The following is a 14,366-nucleotide window of genomic DNA, read 5'->3' on the forward strand; positions in this document are numbered from 1 at the left end:
ATCCGACAATACCGCAAGCGCCAACAATGTTGTCGGATTACGGCCCCTTCGCGGCCTAATCCGACCTACCCTTCCGCGCCCGGTCCGCCGGGGCCAGGGCCTCCCGGACCGCCTGGACCACGGCCGCCCGGCGGGCCAAAGCGCGGCGAATCGCCGTCTCTGGACGCCGACGGACCACCGAGGCGATACGACAGGCCCACATAGATCATGCGGCCGTCAAAGCGGCGCGTGCTCGTTTCGCGCAGCGAAGCGCTGTTGATCACGGTTTCCATCTTGTTGCTGCTGAACACGTCAGTGACATTCATCACCAGGCTCAACTGCGGCGTCACGGTATGGCGCCAGTTGATATTGACCGTATTGTTCGGTGAGCGGTAGCCCTGGCCGGACAAGGTCTTGCCCTGCATCTGCAGCGCCACCTGCACCTGGTTGGCGGTGTTGAGCTGATAGTTGAGGCGCGCGCGGCCGCTCAGCGAATTGGCGGTGCGCGTGCTGACATTGCCCAGGTCGTCCTGTGACTGCTGCTGGCTGCGCGCCAGGTTGCCGCTGGTGTTAAGCGTCAGCGACGGCGTCAGCTTGCCCGACAGGCTGAACTCCATGCCGCTTGAATGGCTGCCTTCACCGTTTTCGCGCGTGGTCAGCAGCACATTGTCGCTGATGAAATAGCGGTAGTCGACAATCGCATCCTTGTCACGCCGGTGATAGGCGCGCAAGCTGCTTTCCAGTCCCCACAGCTTGGTTTCATAGCCCACTTCAAACGAATCGGTCTGGGTTGGTTTGAGTTTCGGGTTACCGGCAGAGACATTGAATTCGTCGCGATAGATCACATACGGATTAAGGTCGCCGGCGCTCGGGCGGCGAATGCGGTGCGCGTAGCTGAAGCGCAGATTGCTTTCGTCGTTGACCTTGTAGGTGGCAAACAGGCTGGGAATGTAATTGATGTAGTTGTTGGTGGCTTCAATATCGCTGGTAATCTGGCGCACCGTCAGGTCGGTGTATTCGGCGCGCAGGCCGGCCAGCGCACCCCAGCGCTCGCTCAAACGCATCTGGTACGAGCCGTACAGCGCAATGGTGCGCTCGTCGAGTTCGAAGCGGTTGCTGCGCATCGGGTTGACAGTCTCAATCAGGCTGCGCGGGTCGATATCGGTATAGAGCGTGTCGAAACTGCTGGAATTATCGGCCACCTTGTAGCCCAGCTTGGCCACGCCGCCAGCCAGCGGGCGCTCGTAGTCGCCGCTGAAGTCGACGATGCGGTTGCCGGTCTGGCTGTGCTGGCGCGCGCGGGTGTCGACGGCATTGCCGGTCGCTATCGCATAGACGTTGGCGTAATCGCTGTCACTCTCGTTATTTGCCGACGACACGCGCAGGTCGATCTTGAGCGTCTCGCCGGGCAGCTCGCCCTTGTGATCGTAGCGACCACCCCAGCTGTAATTATGGCTGTCGCCGCTACGCGCTGTGCTGCGCACGTAGTCGCCGATGGTATTGCCGTCGCTGTCACCATTGATATAGCGGTCGCGCGAGCGCTGGTCGTTGCTGCGGTTGTTCAGCGAGACGCTGGCGGCCAGCGTATCGTTGGCACCCAGGTTGTAATTGACGGTGCCATTCAACCCGAGCGAATCATTCAGGCCGTTATTGACCGAACTCTGGCTGCTGGGCGCAAAGGCGCCCGTCACGCGGTCGAGCCGCTCACGCGTGACTTCGCCTTCGGAGTTACGCCCGTCGTGGCGGAAATTGATGCCGCCCTGAAAGCCCCATGGACCCTCGTTATAGGTGCCGGAAGTCGATGCGTTATAACGCCCGCCGATGCCGCGGTTGGCATTGACGGTGGCAAAACCGCCCGGTTTGCGGTTGCGCTTCATCACCAGGTTCAGGATCGGCCCGCCGCCAGCCTCGTTGCCGAACTGCGCACCGGGATTGTTGATCACTTCGACCGAGTCGATATCGTCGGCCGCCATCGCGTTCAGGGTCGCGCCGCGCGAATCGCCCTGCATCATGGCCGACGGCTTGCCGTCGATCAGGATCTGCACATTGCTGCTGCCGCGCAGCGTAACCGAGCCATCGGGATCGACCGCCACCGACGGCACATTGCTGAGTGCATCGGCAGCCGTGCCGTTGGTACTGCCGATATCGGATTTGACCTCGTACACCTGGCGGTCGATACGGCCGGTCGGACGTTCGGCGCTGACGCTGACCGAAGGCGTGGTGTCTGGCGCCTCGACCTTGACCGGCGGCGCAGCCTTGGCAGGCACCGCTGGCACGGCCGGTGCCGCAGGCTTGAGCGTGTCAGATGCGCTGCTTTGTGCGTGCGCGGAAGTCAAAGGGGACAGCAGACTGCTGCCGGCAAGGCAGCAGAAAAGGATTTTTTGCATGAATTGTCAAAGTAGGAATCGTTGTGCAAGAGTCGTGGCGACTGATGGCATGATTCTAGAGGCCGCGCCAAATGAGAACAATTGTTCTTTACCTGGTTTAACGTTTCCATTCCCTTTGTGGTAATACTGCCTCACTCAGGCCAGCAAACCATGCTGTTTTGCCAGCTTGAGCCAGCCCGGATACTCCGTCATCAGCAAGTCGTACAGATCGGCGTCGCTATGCTCGTCGGGCGAGCTGACCGAGAAGTAGTTGGCGTTGTCGATCAGCCGTCCACCAAGCTCGTCGAGCTTTTCCAGGAACGGGAAGTCGGAATCGGCAAACGCTGCCAGGAACTTGCTTTTGGACTTGCGGCCCTTGCCGATGCCCATGAATTGCCAGAAGATCGGCTCGTTGCTGGCCCAGCGCAGCTGCTTTTCCGTGGTGGCCTGGTCGCTGGTGCCGCCGTCGGTAACGAACATCACATACACGGGCAAGTCGGCCCGACGCGCACTCCTGCGTTCGCCGCCGTGCGCGTCGGGAAAGTAGAATGCGCGGATAGCTTCCATCGCGCGGCCATAGCGCGTGTCGCCTTCGAGCGGATGATGGTCGATGGCATTGCGCACATAGGTGGTGCAGTTGCTCAAGGCCATAGGCTCGGGCTGGTGCACGTTTTTGCCAAACAGGAAAACGTCGATTTCGCCGTCATCATCGAACTTGCAACCGAGCGCCAGGATGCGTTCGGCGAACTGCTGCACCAGGCCGTCGCGGTACAGCCGCCCCATGGAGCCGGAAATATCGAGACACAGGCAAACCTTGGCGCGATGCTCGTGCAGGCCGACCTTTTGCAGCGATACCCCGGCCTGCTTGACCAGACTGACCAACTGTGGCGCTTCACGTTCGACGCGCTTTTCCAGATTGATCTTGGCCTGTACTACGGCAGACACTGCTGCTTGCGAGGGTTGCGCAGCCTGCGCCGCTTCGCCGCCAAAATGGCGCACCAGCGCATCGAGGCCGCCATTGAAACCCTGGCCAACCGCCATCAGCCGCCACTGCCCATCCTTGCGGTACAGCTCGGCCAGCATCACGGCCTTTTCCTGCGCAAAGTCCGTGCCTGAAAACGCAAAGCGCGCCGCTTCACGGCCCGCACTGGCGATACGCACATGGCCCGACTGCAGTTGCGACATGACGCTGCTGCCGTCGATACTGGCGGTCAGCACCAGCCGGTCGATGCTGGACGGCAGGCGCGACAGCTGGAAGACAAACGCCGCCTGCTCGCCGCTGCTGCCAGCGCGCGCCTCGACCCCGCCGCATGGCGTGCGCGGCTGGTTGAAAAACGTCATGTAGCGTTCGTCGGCAAGCTTGCCGCCGGCGTCCAGGCCAAAGCAGGCGAAGTCCAGCGCCAGTCCGGCCACGCCCACGCCGATATCCAGTACGCCATCAGGGGCGATAGCTGCCAGCGGCAGGCGCTGGCCTTTGCTCAGATGTTCCATTGGGTGTCCTTAAGCGATGTAGCGGCGCGGATTGCCGGCGTTATAGTCGTCTTCATCGTCCTTGTCTTCGCCCTTGAAGACGGCAGGACCGTTGAATTGCAAGCTCAATGCATCGCCCTGCCAGGTCAGCCAGGGCGTGGCTTCGCTGTCGGGCTCCGAAGTCTTGCCTGAAGGCTCGAGGATAATGCTGTCGGGCGTCACGCGCGCCAGGCCGATCACATAGCTGTAGACGGTGTCGTCTTTGGCTGCCGGCGAACTGCGAAAATCAAATGCACACTCGACAATCTGCGCACCATATTCCATCACCATCTTCGGCTGCATCGAGGCGACCGATACGGCGCCATTGGCCACCGCCGAATACACGCTGAACACCAGGCCGACCGTGCCACCATAAAACTGCGCCAGCGCCGGATTGACTTCCACCGTTTCAGTGGCCGGCGCCTTGCCGGAAGCGCCCGTCACATCGCCCAAGTGAAGCACATAGGGCATGGCGTCAAAGCTGCCGGGGGTGTCGGGCGCCTGGATAAAGCGCATGCGACCGTCGGGCAGCAGCAGGCCAACACGCAGGTCCAGATCGTCGTTATCGTCGTCGCCATCGCCGTTATCGACCCAGGTGGCCCTGACGATCAGCTTTTTCGGCGCGCCGGCGCCCTTGTCCAGCGATACTTTATGCGTCTGGCCAGGCTTGGTCAGCGATATTTTCGACAGCGACACCGGCTTGGCCACCGGTTCGGATTCGGCACCGGCCACTTCGCCGCCAAAATGCGCGACCAGTGCGTCCAGCCCGCCATTGAAGCCCTGCCCCACCGCCATAAAACGCCACTGGCCGTCCTTGCGGTAGAACTCGCCCAGCATCACGGCTTTTTCCTGGGCAAAATCGCTGCCCGCAAACGCAAAGCGCGCCAGCTCGCGATTGCCCTCGGCCAGCACCAGCGAGGATGGCCCCAGCTGCGACATCACCGCATCGCCGTCGACGGCCGCTGTCACCACCAGCCGCGCTATCGAGGTCGGCAACAGGCCTAGTTGGAAGGAAAAGCCGCCAGTCTGTACCGTCACGCCGCCGCACGGCGTACGCGGCTGGTTGAAAAACGTCATGTAGCGCTCGTCGGCCAGCTTGCCTGCGGCGTCGAGGCCAAAGCAGGCGTAATCGGGCGCCAGGCCCGCGGCATCGGCTTTCAGTTGCAAAACATCGCCCGCAACCAGGCCGGCCAACGCAAGGCGTTGCCCTTTGATCAGAGTTTCCATATGGGGTCAGTGCAGAAGAGTTGCACCCGGGCATGGCAAGCAACGCCCGGGACGGGCTATAACGGGGCGCCTGCTTAAGCGTTAATGCCAAACGAGCGCGCCAGTGGCCCCAGGCCGCCCTTGAAGCCCTGGCCGATGGCCTTGAATTTCCATTCGCTGCCGGCGCGGTAGATTTCGCCGAAGATCATGGCAGCTTCGGTCGAACCGTCTTCGGACAGGTCGTAGCGGGCGATTTCCTGGCCGTTGTCGCCATTGAGGCAGCGAATATAGGCCTTGCTGACCATGCCGAAGTTCTGCTTGCGGTTTTCAGCGTCATGGATGGTGACGGCAACGGCAATCTTGTCGATATCGGCCGGCACGGCGGAAAGATCCACGGCGACTTTTTCATCGTCGCCATCGCCGCCACCGGTGGTGTTGTCGCCGGCATGGACGATCGAGCCATCGGCTGACTTCAGGTTGTTATAGAAAATAAAGTCGGCATCGGAACGCGCCTTGCCGTCGGTTTTCAGCAAAAAGGCGCTGCCGTCCAGGTCAAAGGCGGCGCCATCGGTGGCGCGCGGGTCCCAGCCCAGGCCAATCACGATTTTTTTCAAGCCAGGAGCTTCCTTGCTCAAATTGACATTGCCGCCTTTTTGCAAACTGATCGCCATGGTATTTTCCCTTTTGATAAGATTGAATTCAATAAGCGCTACGCGCATGCGCAACTGACTGCCAGCCTACCATAATGCCAGACGCGCACTATTGAAAATAATACCATCCAGCAACCTGCTGTCCATCCCGCCATCGTGCAGCTTTTGCGAAATTGGCCGATAATGCCGCTCGATTTGCCTGTGCCACGCGACCATGACTGCAGAAAACCTTCCTTCGATCCGGCTCGACCTGATTCCCGGCACGCTGTGCGACGAGCGCATGTGGATGCGCGTGGCGCCCCTGCTCGACCAGCACTGCGATTTGCATTATGTGCCGTTGCACAAGGCGCGCACCCGCGGACAGATGCAGGAACTGATTGCCGGCCACAGCGCGCCGCGCGCCCACCTGGTGGCGTTTTCGCTGGGCGCCTATCTGGCAGTCGAATACGCGGTGGCCCATCCCGAACGCATCGCCTCGCTTACCTTGATCGCCAATTCGGCCAGGGGCCTGCAGCCGGCGGAAATCGAGACGCGCCAGCGCATTGCCGTCATGCTCGAACGCAATGCCTATACCGGCATCACGCGCCAGCGCCTGCGCGAAATCCTGCATCCGGCCCATCTGCAGGACGCCGCCATTGTCGGAGTGATCGACCAGATGGCGCTGGAGCTGGGCAAAGACGTGCTGCTGACCCAGTTTGCCACCACCATCGGCCGGCTCGATCTGATGGATGAGTTGGCCGCGCTGACCTTCCCGGTACTGATCGTCGGCGCCGAGGACGACAAACTGGTGCCGGCGGCAGATCTGCGCGCCATGGCCGCCAGGTTCCCCCATGCTACGCTGCAGATGTTTGGCGAGGCCAGCGGCCAGCAAACCGGCCATATGATCCCGCTGGAAGCACCGCAGGCACTGGCCGACGCCATGCTGGCATTCATCGCTGACCATCCATCGGTATTTCAACGATAATGGCGGCATTTACTTTGACAGCAAGACTGACATGAAACACCTGACCATTATCGTCGCCACCGACCAGCAGGGCGGCATCGGCATCGACAACACCCTGCCCTGGAAGCTGCCGGAAGACCTCGCGCACTTCAAGCGTTTGACCACCGGCCATCCGATCATTATGGGACGCAAGACGTTTGACTCGATCGGCAGGCCGCTGCCGAACCGGCGCAATATCGTCATCACGCGCAATAGCGAGTGGCGCCATGACGGCGTGGAAGCGGTCGGTTCGATCGAAGCAGCACTGGCTCTGCTGGCGGGCGAAGAAGCGTATGTCATTGGCGGGGCCGAGATCTACCGCCAGTCGCTGGTGCTGGCCACGCGTTTGATCGTTACCGAGATTGCTGCTGCCTACGACTGCGACGCCTTTTTCCCGGCCATCGATCATGCCATTTGGCAAGAAACCGCACGTGTAGCGCATGTGTCGGAAAAATCAGGCCTGGCCTATGCATTCGTCACGCTCGAGCGCCGCGCGGGCAGCGAGCAGCCTGCTGTCACGCCCCAGTAACAGGAATGGTGTAAGCTGCGCAAAAATCGTGTGTTTTGGCAGATGATATTTTTTACCGCAGAGGCTGCATTTCTGCGAGAATCCCGTTCTTATTTTTTGTTGCGACCGCACAGGCATGGCCTGCTGTCGCGCCCTCGTCCGCCCCTCCTTTGGTCAGGGGCGGCTTGCTTTTTTGGAGACATGCATGAAATTTCGTTTCCCTATCGTCATTATTGACGAGGATTTCCGTTCTGAAAATACGTCCGGCCTGGGCATTCGCGCCCTTGCCGCCGCAATGGAAAAAGAAGGCATGGAAGTGCTGGGCGTGACCAGCTACGGCGACCTGTCGCAATTTGCCCAGCAACAATCGCGCGCTTCGGCCTTCGTGCTGTCGATCGACGATGAAGAGTTCGGCAGCGGTTCGGTTGAAGACACCGATATTGCCCTCAAGTCCCTGCGCGCCTTTGTCGAGGAAATCCGCCACAAGAACGCCGACATTCCCATCTATATGTATGGCGAAACGCGCACCTCGCGCCATATCCCCAACGATATCCTGCGCGAACTGCATGGTTTTATCCATATGTTCGAAGATACGCCGGAATTCGTGGCGCGTCATATTATCCGCGAAGCCAAGTCCTATCTGGACGGCCTTTCGCCGCCGTTCTTCCGCGCGCTGGTGCACTACGCCAATGACGGCTCCTACTCGTGGCACTGCCCCGGCCACTCGGGCGGCGTAGCGTTCCTGAAGTCGCCGATCGGCCAGATGTTCCACCAGTTCTTCGGTGAAAACATGCTGCGCGCCGACGTCTGCAACGCCGTCGAAGAACTGGGCCAGTTGCTCGACCATACCGGCCCTGTCGCCGCGTCCGAGCGCAATGCCGCGCGCATCTTCAATGCCGACCATTGCTACTTTGTGACCAACGGCACCTCGACCTCGAACAAGATGGTCTGGCACTCGACGGTGGCGCCAGGCGACATCGTGGTGGTCGACCGCAACTGCCACAAATCGATTCTGCACTCGATTATCATGTGCGGCGCCATTCCCGTGTTCCTGATGCCAACGCGCAATCACCTGGGCATTATCGGACCGATTCCGCTGGCTGAATTCACGCCGGAAAGCATTGCCCGCAAGATCGAAGCCAACCCATTTGCGCGCGAAGCGAAAAACAAGAAGCCGCGCATTTTGACCATTACCCAGTCGACCTACGACGGCGTGGTCTACAACGTGGAAACGCTGCGCGAAATGCTCGACGGCAAGATCGATACCCTGCACTTCGACGAAGCGTGGCTGCCGCACGCCACCTTCCACGATTTCTACAAGAATATGCACGCGATCGGCAAGGACCGTCCGCGCGCCAAGGAATCGATGATCTTCTCGACCCAGTCGACGCATAAACTGCTGGCCGGCCTGTCGCAGGCCTCGCAGATCCTGGTGCGCGAATCGGACCAGGTCAAGCTGGACCAGGACGCCTTCAACGAGGCTTACCTGATGCATACCTCGACCTCGCCGCAGTACTCGATTATCGCCTCGTGCGATGTGGCGGCGGCCATGATGGAAGCGCCGGGCGGCACCGCGCTGGTGGAAGAGTCGATCATGGAAGCGTTGGATTTCCGCCGCGCCATGAAGAAAATCGACCAGGAGTGGGGCCAGGACTGGTGGTTCCAGGTATGGGGACCAGACAGCTTCAACGACGAAGGCATGGGCCAGCAGGAAGACTGGATGATCCGCGCCGAAGACGACTGGCACGGTTTCGGCGACCTGGCTCCCGGGTTCAATATGCTCGACCCGATCAAGGCTACCATCGTCAACCCGGGCCTGTCGCTCGACGGCCAGTTCGGCGAGACCGGCATTCCTGCGTCGATCGTGACCAAGTACCTGGCCGAGCATGGCGTGATCATTGAAAAATGCGGCCTCTATTCGTTCTTTATCATGTTTACCATCGGCATTACCAAAGGCCGCTGGAACACCCTGCTGACCGCCTTGCAGCAGTTCAAGGATGATTACGACAAGAACCAGCCGATGTGGCGCATCCTGCCGGAATTTGCGGCGGCCAACCCGCGCTATGAAAAAATGGGCCTGCGCGACCTGTGCCAGCAGATCCACGACTTCTACAAAGCGTACGATGTGGCGCGCCTGACCACGGAAATGTATCTGTCGGACATGATCCCGGCCATGAAACCGTCGGAAGCGTTTGCCAAGATGGCGCACCGCGAAATCGAACGCGTGGCCATCGACGAACTGGAAGGACGTATTACGTCGATCCTGCTGACACCGTATCCACCGGGCATTCCGCTGTTGATCCCGGGCGAGCGCTTCAACAAGACCATCGTCGACTACCTGCGCTTTGCGCGCGACTTCAACGAGCGCTTCCCCGGCTTCGAGACCGATGTGCACGGCCTGGTCAAGCGCGAAGTCGATGGTAAGCGCGGCTACTTTGTCGATTGCGTGCGCCAGGACTGATCGCCTGACGCCGCAGCACCGGCGCCATCCGCAATGGCGGCGCCGGTTCCTCCCTTACTGTGACGGGGACACCTCGCACGCCAGCCCTGGCGCGCTGCCCAGCTGGTAGCTGAAGGCCAGGGTTTCTTTTCCCTTCAATTTCGGCTTGCCAGGCAGTTGCAGCGGCAGATTCAGGCTGCTGTCGTAATCGCCGAGCCGGATGTCGCCATACACCTCGATACGCGTCAGCAGCCGGGCGCCGAAGCCAAGATCGGCCGGCAGCGTGATGCTGGCAGCGGGCAGCCGGGGCGCCTCAATCAACTGCCAGTCCAGAATGCGCTCGGCATTGATCTCGAAAACCTTGCCCCACTCGCTGCACGGCTCGGCGCTGGTGTCGCCTTCCGAGCCCACATGCACGCTGATGGCCGACGGCACCAGCGTTGCCTGCGGCGCCTGCGCAAACAGATTGCGCATAATGGCCACCTGCGGCTCCTTGCCCAGCGCAGTATTCATCGTTTCGCTGACGATCACATCGGGCACGGCGTCGGGTGCGATGCGCCAGGTGACCGCATCGGTGCAGACAAACGCCGCCACATGCGCGTTATAACCGAGCTCATCGATGAGGGTGCGCGCATGGCCCAGCGCTTCTTCATGCACTTCAAGCACGGTAAATTGCACCTGGCGCGGCGAAAAGATCGCCATCAGGGGCAGGGCCAGCAGGGCAAACGGCCCGCAACCGGCATACAGCACGGCCACCGGCGCCGCGTCGTTCAGGCGCGCCCGGATCGCGCTTGCCAGCCCCTGGATAAAGGCGGCGCTGCGCAGCATTTCGCGCGCACACAAGGCCGCCTGCAACGGCGAAATCGCGCGGCCGCTGGGCAGCGTGCTGCCGCCTTCGGTCAACGGGTTCGCGATTTTCATGACCAGTTGCGTATGGCGCTCGACAAAAGCGCGCAGCTCGCCCGTCACGCCGATCAGGCTTTCCAGCGAGCGCGCCGGATCGGCGATCGTGCGTGCAATGCGCGCAAGACCGGCCTGGCTGGCGTGCAAGGTGGCCAAGCTGCCATGGCGGCGCTTTGCCGCAGGGGAGTTCATCATTGGAGTTTCCTGTAAATGGGATTGCAAGACAGCCTGATAGTGGCAGCATAGCAAAATCATGTCGCGGCCTTTTATTGGCTGCTGACAGTTTGCAAACAACTTGGCAAGCTGTAATCGCTTCGTCGCAAAACGGCCACAAGCGGGCGACAGCGGGCAAAAATAAATTCCATTTTCAAAATGGAATGTTCTCGCAACATCGCGCAAATTCCCATCAAAACCTTCAAAGATCGCTGATCCGATTCCGTGAGCAAGTCGTCAATGCTGTTCTTGAAACAGAAAGTCACTAAACAAGCTCTACAATTACGGCGATGAAATCATATTGCCGGGAAGAAATTACATGACTGCCTCCATTTTACGCCGCGTGCTCGCTCCCGCAGTGCTGGCGCTGCTCACTGCCTGCGGCGGCGGTGCTGGCGACTCTGCGCCGGCCACCAGCGTCAATCCGACCTCGCCTGGCGTGCCGCCAACGACCACGCCAGGCACGTCCACCGGCACGCCGGGCGACACCACGCCCCCGGTCAGCACGCCAACACCGGCCGATCCAACGCCGCCGGTGGTCACCGTGCCGCCACCGGCGCAGGCGCTGCGCCTGACGACCAGGGAAGCGTCGCGCTTTCTCGGACGCGCCACCTTCGGCCCGAATATGACGGCCATCGAGCAGCTTGCCGCCAGCGACGCCGCCAGTTGGTTCACGCAGCAGTTTTCCGCACCGCAAACGCTGCACCGCAAATATATCGACACGCTGCTGGCCGCCCAGGCAGCGGGCGGCGCCAAAGTCAACCCGACCGGCTTTTACGAGTCGTTCTGGCAACAGGGCGTACGCGGCGAGGACCAGTTGCGCCAGCGCGTGGCGTTTGCCCTGTCGGAAATTTTCGTGATCTCGACGCAAAACGAAACGGTCTGGCCGCAGGTGCGTGGCGTGGCCAGCTATTACGACATGCTGGGCCAGCATGCGTTCGGCAATTTCCGCGACCTGCTTGAAGGCGTGGCCCTCCATCCGATGATGGGTATCTACCTGTCGCACCTGCGCAACCAGAAAGAATCGGCTACCCGCACGCCCGACGAGAACTTCGCGCGTGAAGTGATGCAGCTGTTTACCATCGGCTTATATCAACTGAACGCCGACGGCAGCGTCAAGCTGGCTGGCGGCAAGCCGATCGACACCTACGGGCGCGACGACGTGAGCGGCCTGGCGCGCGTCTTTACCGGCTGGAGCTGGGCCGGCGCCGACCAGAGCAGCAGCCGCTTCAACGGCGGCGTACCTGACCCCGACCGCGACTGGAAACCGATGCAAAACTACCCGGCCTTCCATTCCAGCGGCGAGAAAAACTTTCTGGGCCAGAGCATTGCCGGCGCCACCAGCGGTGAAGCGGACCTGAAAGTCGCGCTCGACACCCTGTTCAACCATCCCAATGTGGGCCCCTTCTTTGGCCGCCAGCTGATCCAGCGCCTGGTCACCAGCAACCCCAGCCCGGCCTACGTGGGCCGGGTAGCGGCCGCCTTCGCCAACAATGGCAAGGGTGTGCGCGGCGACATGCAGGCGGTGATCCGCGCCGTACTGCTGGACCAGGAAGCGCTGGCGCCGGCCGGCACTACCTTGCGTACGGGCAAATTGCGCGAGCCGCTGCTGCGCCTGGCCAGCTGGATGCGTGCCTTCGACGCCAAGGCGGCCAGCGGGCGCTATCGCATCTATTACCTGGAAACGCCGATGTACGGCCTGGGCCAGAGTCCGCTTAACGCGCCATCGGTCTTCAACTTCTTCCGCCCTTCCTATGTGCCGCCCAATTCGGCGCTGGCCAGCGCCGGCCTGTACGCGCCGGAATTGCAGATCACGGCCGAACCGTCCGTCACCGCTTACCTGAACTTCATGCAGGACACCGTGGCCAGCGGCGTGGGCGAAAGCCTGGAAGTCAAGCCCGACTATACCCAGGAGCTGGCGCTGGCGGCCGATGCGCCGGCCCTGCTCGACCGCATCGACCTGCTGCTGACGCACGGCACCATGTCGGCGCGCCTGCGCGGGCGCCTGCTGACCGCCGTCAACAGCGTGGCCATTCCCAGCGGCGCCTCGGCCACGGCGGCGCAAGTGGCCACCGCCAAAAGCAACCGCGTCAAGCTGGCCGTCTACCTGACCATGGCCTCTTCCGATTACCTGGTGCAGAAATAAGGACACCGAGCATGCCACCTTCCTCTTTCCCTCCCGCCGCGCCGATCTCGCGCCGCCGCTTTCTCGGCTCGATGGCGGCGCTGGCCGGCTCGGCAGCAACGCCGTTTGCGCTCAACCTGGCCGCCATGGGCGATGCGGCTGCCCAGTCGGCCAGCGACTACAAGGCCATCGTCTGCATCTTCCTCAATGGCGGCAATGACGCCTTCAACACCGTGCTGGCCACCGACACCGCCTCCTGGAGCCAGTACCAGCGATTGCGCAATACCGGCGCCAGCGATTCGATCCACCTGCCCGGCGTGGGCGAGACGGGCGGCGTGCTGCCGATTGTGCCCGATACCGCCCAGGCCGGCCGCAGCTTCGCCCTGCATCCTTCCATGGCGCCGTTGAAAGACCTGTTTGACGCCGGGCGCGCCGCGGTGGTGGCCAATGTCGGCACGCTGGTGCAGCCGGTGACGCTGGCGCAATACAAGGCGAAAAGCGTGGCGCTGCCGCCCAAGCTGTTTTCGCATAACGACCAGCAATCGATCTGGCAATCGGGCCAACCCGAAGGCGCTACCACCGGCTGGGGCGGACGTATCGGCGATGTGTTTGCCAGCGGTAACGCCAATGCCATGTTTACCACCGTCTCGGCGGCCGGCAATTCGGTGTTTTTGAGCGGCAGCCAGGTGCGCCAGTTCCAGGTGGGCCAGTCGGGCGCCGTGGCGATCCGCAATACCAGCGGCTATCTGTTCAGTTCGCCAGCCGGCGCCTCCGCGCTGCAAGCCATTATCAATGAGGCCGGCAACGATCCGATCGAGCAGGAACAGGTGGCGGTGGTGCAGCGCGCCATTGCCAGCCAGACGCTGCTGAGCGGCGCCATGCTGGCCGCCGGCCCGACCGGCGTGCCCAACCCCGGCACCTATGTCAATCCCAATACCGGCGTGGCCGCCACCAATGCGCTGGCGGTGCAGTTGCAGACGGTGGCGCGCATTATCGGCGGGCGCAATCCGCTGGGCGCCAAACGCCAGGTGTTCTATGTGACGCTGGGCGGCTTTGACACGCACGACCGGCAAAAAGTGCTGCACGCCGACCTGATGGCGCGCCTGGCCCACGCGCTGGCCTATTTCGACGCCACGCTGGCCAGCCTGCAGGGCGCCGACCTGCGCCGCCAGGTCACCACGTTTACGGCTTCGGATTTCGGACGCACCTTTACCAGCAATGGCGACGGCACCGACCACGGCTGGGGCGCGCACCATTTCGTGGTCGGCGGTGCCGTGCGCGGACGCGATATCTACGGCGCCTTCCCGGCCAGCGGCCTCGGCCATGAACTGGACGTGGGTTCCGGCTCGCTCTTGCCGACCACCTCGGTCGACCAGTATGGCGCCACGCTGGCCAGATGGTTCGGCGTGCCCGACAACCGCCTGGCCGAGGTGTTCCCCAACCTGGGCAACTTCAGCCGCCGCGACCTGGGTTTCATGGCTTGAT

General features: G+C 62.0%; 11 protein-coding genes. 6 read left to right on the forward strand and 5 right to left on the reverse strand.

Going from position 1 to position 14,366, the window contains the following annotated elements; translation table 11 throughout:
- Nucleotides 1–65: 65 nt before the first annotated feature.
- The 4 genes from GCM43_RS00170 to GCM43_RS00185 form a co-directional block, all read right to left on the reverse strand.
- Entirely contained in the window at nt 66–2,366 is a 2,301-nt protein-coding gene (locus GCM43_RS00170; RefSeq protein WP_152241504.1) for an outer membrane beta-barrel family protein, read from the reverse strand.
- Between the two features lie 135 nt (nt 2,367–2,501).
- On the reverse strand, nt 2,502–3,836 hold the full coding sequence (locus GCM43_RS00175; RefSeq protein ID WP_152241505.1) for a VWA domain-containing protein: 1,335 nt from the start codon (nt 3,834–3,836) through the stop codon (nt 2,502–2,504).
- Nucleotides 3,837–3,845: 9 nt separating this feature from the next.
- Nucleotides 3,846–5,081: a TerD family protein gene (locus GCM43_RS00180; RefSeq protein WP_152241506.1), complete on the reverse strand. Its 1,236-nt coding sequence runs from the start codon at nt 5,079–5,081 to the stop codon at nt 3,846–3,848.
- A gap of 74 nt (nt 5,082–5,155) precedes the next feature.
- The gene (locus GCM43_RS00185; RefSeq protein WP_152241507.1) at nt 5,156–5,731 is read right to left on the reverse strand and encodes a TerD family protein; all 576 of its coding nucleotides are present in this window, start codon (nt 5,729–5,731) and stop codon (nt 5,156–5,158) included.
- A gap of 193 nt (nt 5,732–5,924) precedes the next feature.
- Here GCM43_RS00185 and GCM43_RS00190 point away from each other — a divergent pair, with 193 nt between their 5' ends.
- From GCM43_RS00190 to GCM43_RS00200, 3 genes are all read left to right on the forward strand, one after another.
- Nucleotides 5,925–6,674: an alpha/beta fold hydrolase gene (locus tag GCM43_RS00190; protein WP_152241508.1), complete on the forward strand. Its 750-nt coding sequence runs from the start codon at nt 5,925–5,927 to the stop codon at nt 6,672–6,674.
- A gap of 31 nt (nt 6,675–6,705) precedes the next feature.
- On the forward strand, nt 6,706–7,221 hold the full coding sequence (locus tag GCM43_RS00195; protein ID WP_152241509.1) for a dihydrofolate reductase: 516 nt from the start codon (nt 6,706–6,708) through the stop codon (nt 7,219–7,221).
- Between the two features lie 184 nt (nt 7,222–7,405).
- Complete coding sequence (locus GCM43_RS00200) at nt 7,406–9,661, forward strand: arginine/lysine/ornithine decarboxylase (RefSeq protein WP_152241510.1); 2,256 nt, start codon at nt 7,406–7,408, stop codon at nt 9,659–9,661.
- A 54-nt stretch (nt 9,662–9,715) separates the two neighbouring features.
- Here the strand turns inward: GCM43_RS00200 and GCM43_RS00205 are convergent, their stop codons facing one another.
- Nucleotides 9,716–10,738: an SAM-dependent methyltransferase gene (locus GCM43_RS00205; protein WP_152241511.1), complete on the reverse strand. Its 1,023-nt coding sequence runs from the start codon at nt 10,736–10,738 to the stop codon at nt 9,716–9,718.
- On the opposite strand from GCM43_RS00205, the gene GCM43_RS00210 reads away from it, so the two are divergent.
- From GCM43_RS00210 to GCM43_RS00220, 3 genes are read left to right on the forward strand one after another with little or no spacing between them, the layout of a single operon-like run.
- On the forward strand, nt 10,738–11,025 hold the full coding sequence (locus tag GCM43_RS00210; protein ID WP_152241512.1) for a hypothetical protein: 288 nt from the start codon (nt 10,738–10,740) through the stop codon (nt 11,023–11,025). The two genes, GCM43_RS00205 and GCM43_RS00210, sit on opposite strands and share 1 nt — an antisense overlap.
- Nucleotides 11,026–11,075: 50 nt before the next feature.
- Nucleotides 11,076–12,902: a DUF1800 domain-containing protein gene (locus tag GCM43_RS00215; protein ID WP_152241513.1), complete on the forward strand. Its 1,827-nt coding sequence runs from the start codon at nt 11,076–11,078 to the stop codon at nt 12,900–12,902.
- An 11-nt stretch (nt 12,903–12,913) separates the two neighbouring features.
- Nucleotides 12,914–14,365 carry a DUF1501 domain-containing protein gene (locus GCM43_RS00220; protein WP_226929248.1) on the forward strand — a complete coding sequence of 484 codons (1,452 nt, stop codon included), beginning with the start codon at nt 12,914–12,916 and terminating at the stop codon, nt 14,363–14,365.
- Nucleotide 14,366: the final 1 nt, after the last annotated feature.

The organism is Janthinobacterium aquaticum (assembly GCF_009208565.1).
Taxonomy (GTDB): Bacteria; Pseudomonadota; Gammaproteobacteria; order Burkholderiales; family Burkholderiaceae_D; genus Janthinobacterium.

Coding starts and splice junctions, on each gene's coding strand:
- GCM43_RS00205 (WP_152241511.1), bottom strand. CDS start 10,738: ATGATGAACTCCCCTGCGGCAAAGCGCCGCCATGGCAGCTTGGCCACC.
- GCM43_RS00195 (WP_152241509.1), top strand. CDS start 6,706: ATGAAACACCTGACCATTATCGTCGCCACCGACCAGCAGGGCGGCATC.
- GCM43_RS00190 (WP_152241508.1), top strand. CDS start 5,925: ATGACTGCAGAAAACCTTCCTTCGATCCGGCTCGACCTGATTCCCGGC.
- GCM43_RS00170 (WP_152241504.1), bottom strand. CDS start 2,366: ATGCAAAAAATCCTTTTCTGCTGCCTTGCCGGCAGCAGTCTGCTGTCC.
- GCM43_RS00180 (WP_152241506.1), bottom strand. CDS start 5,081: ATGGAAACTCTGATCAAAGGGCAACGCCTTGCGTTGGCCGGCCTGGTT.
- GCM43_RS00185 (WP_152241507.1), bottom strand. CDS start 5,731: ATGGCGATCAGTTTGCAAAAAGGCGGCAATGTCAATTTGAGCAAGGAA.
- GCM43_RS00215 (WP_152241513.1), top strand. CDS start 11,076: ATGACTGCCTCCATTTTACGCCGCGTGCTCGCTCCCGCAGTGCTGGCG.
- GCM43_RS00175 (WP_152241505.1), bottom strand. CDS start 3,836: ATGGAACATCTGAGCAAAGGCCAGCGCCTGCCGCTGGCAGCTATCGCC.
- GCM43_RS00200 (WP_152241510.1), top strand. CDS start 7,406: ATGAAATTTCGTTTCCCTATCGTCATTATTGACGAGGATTTCCGTTCT.
- GCM43_RS00220 (WP_226929248.1), top strand. CDS start 12,914: ATGCCACCTTCCTCTTTCCCTCCCGCCGCGCCGATCTCGCGCCGCCGC.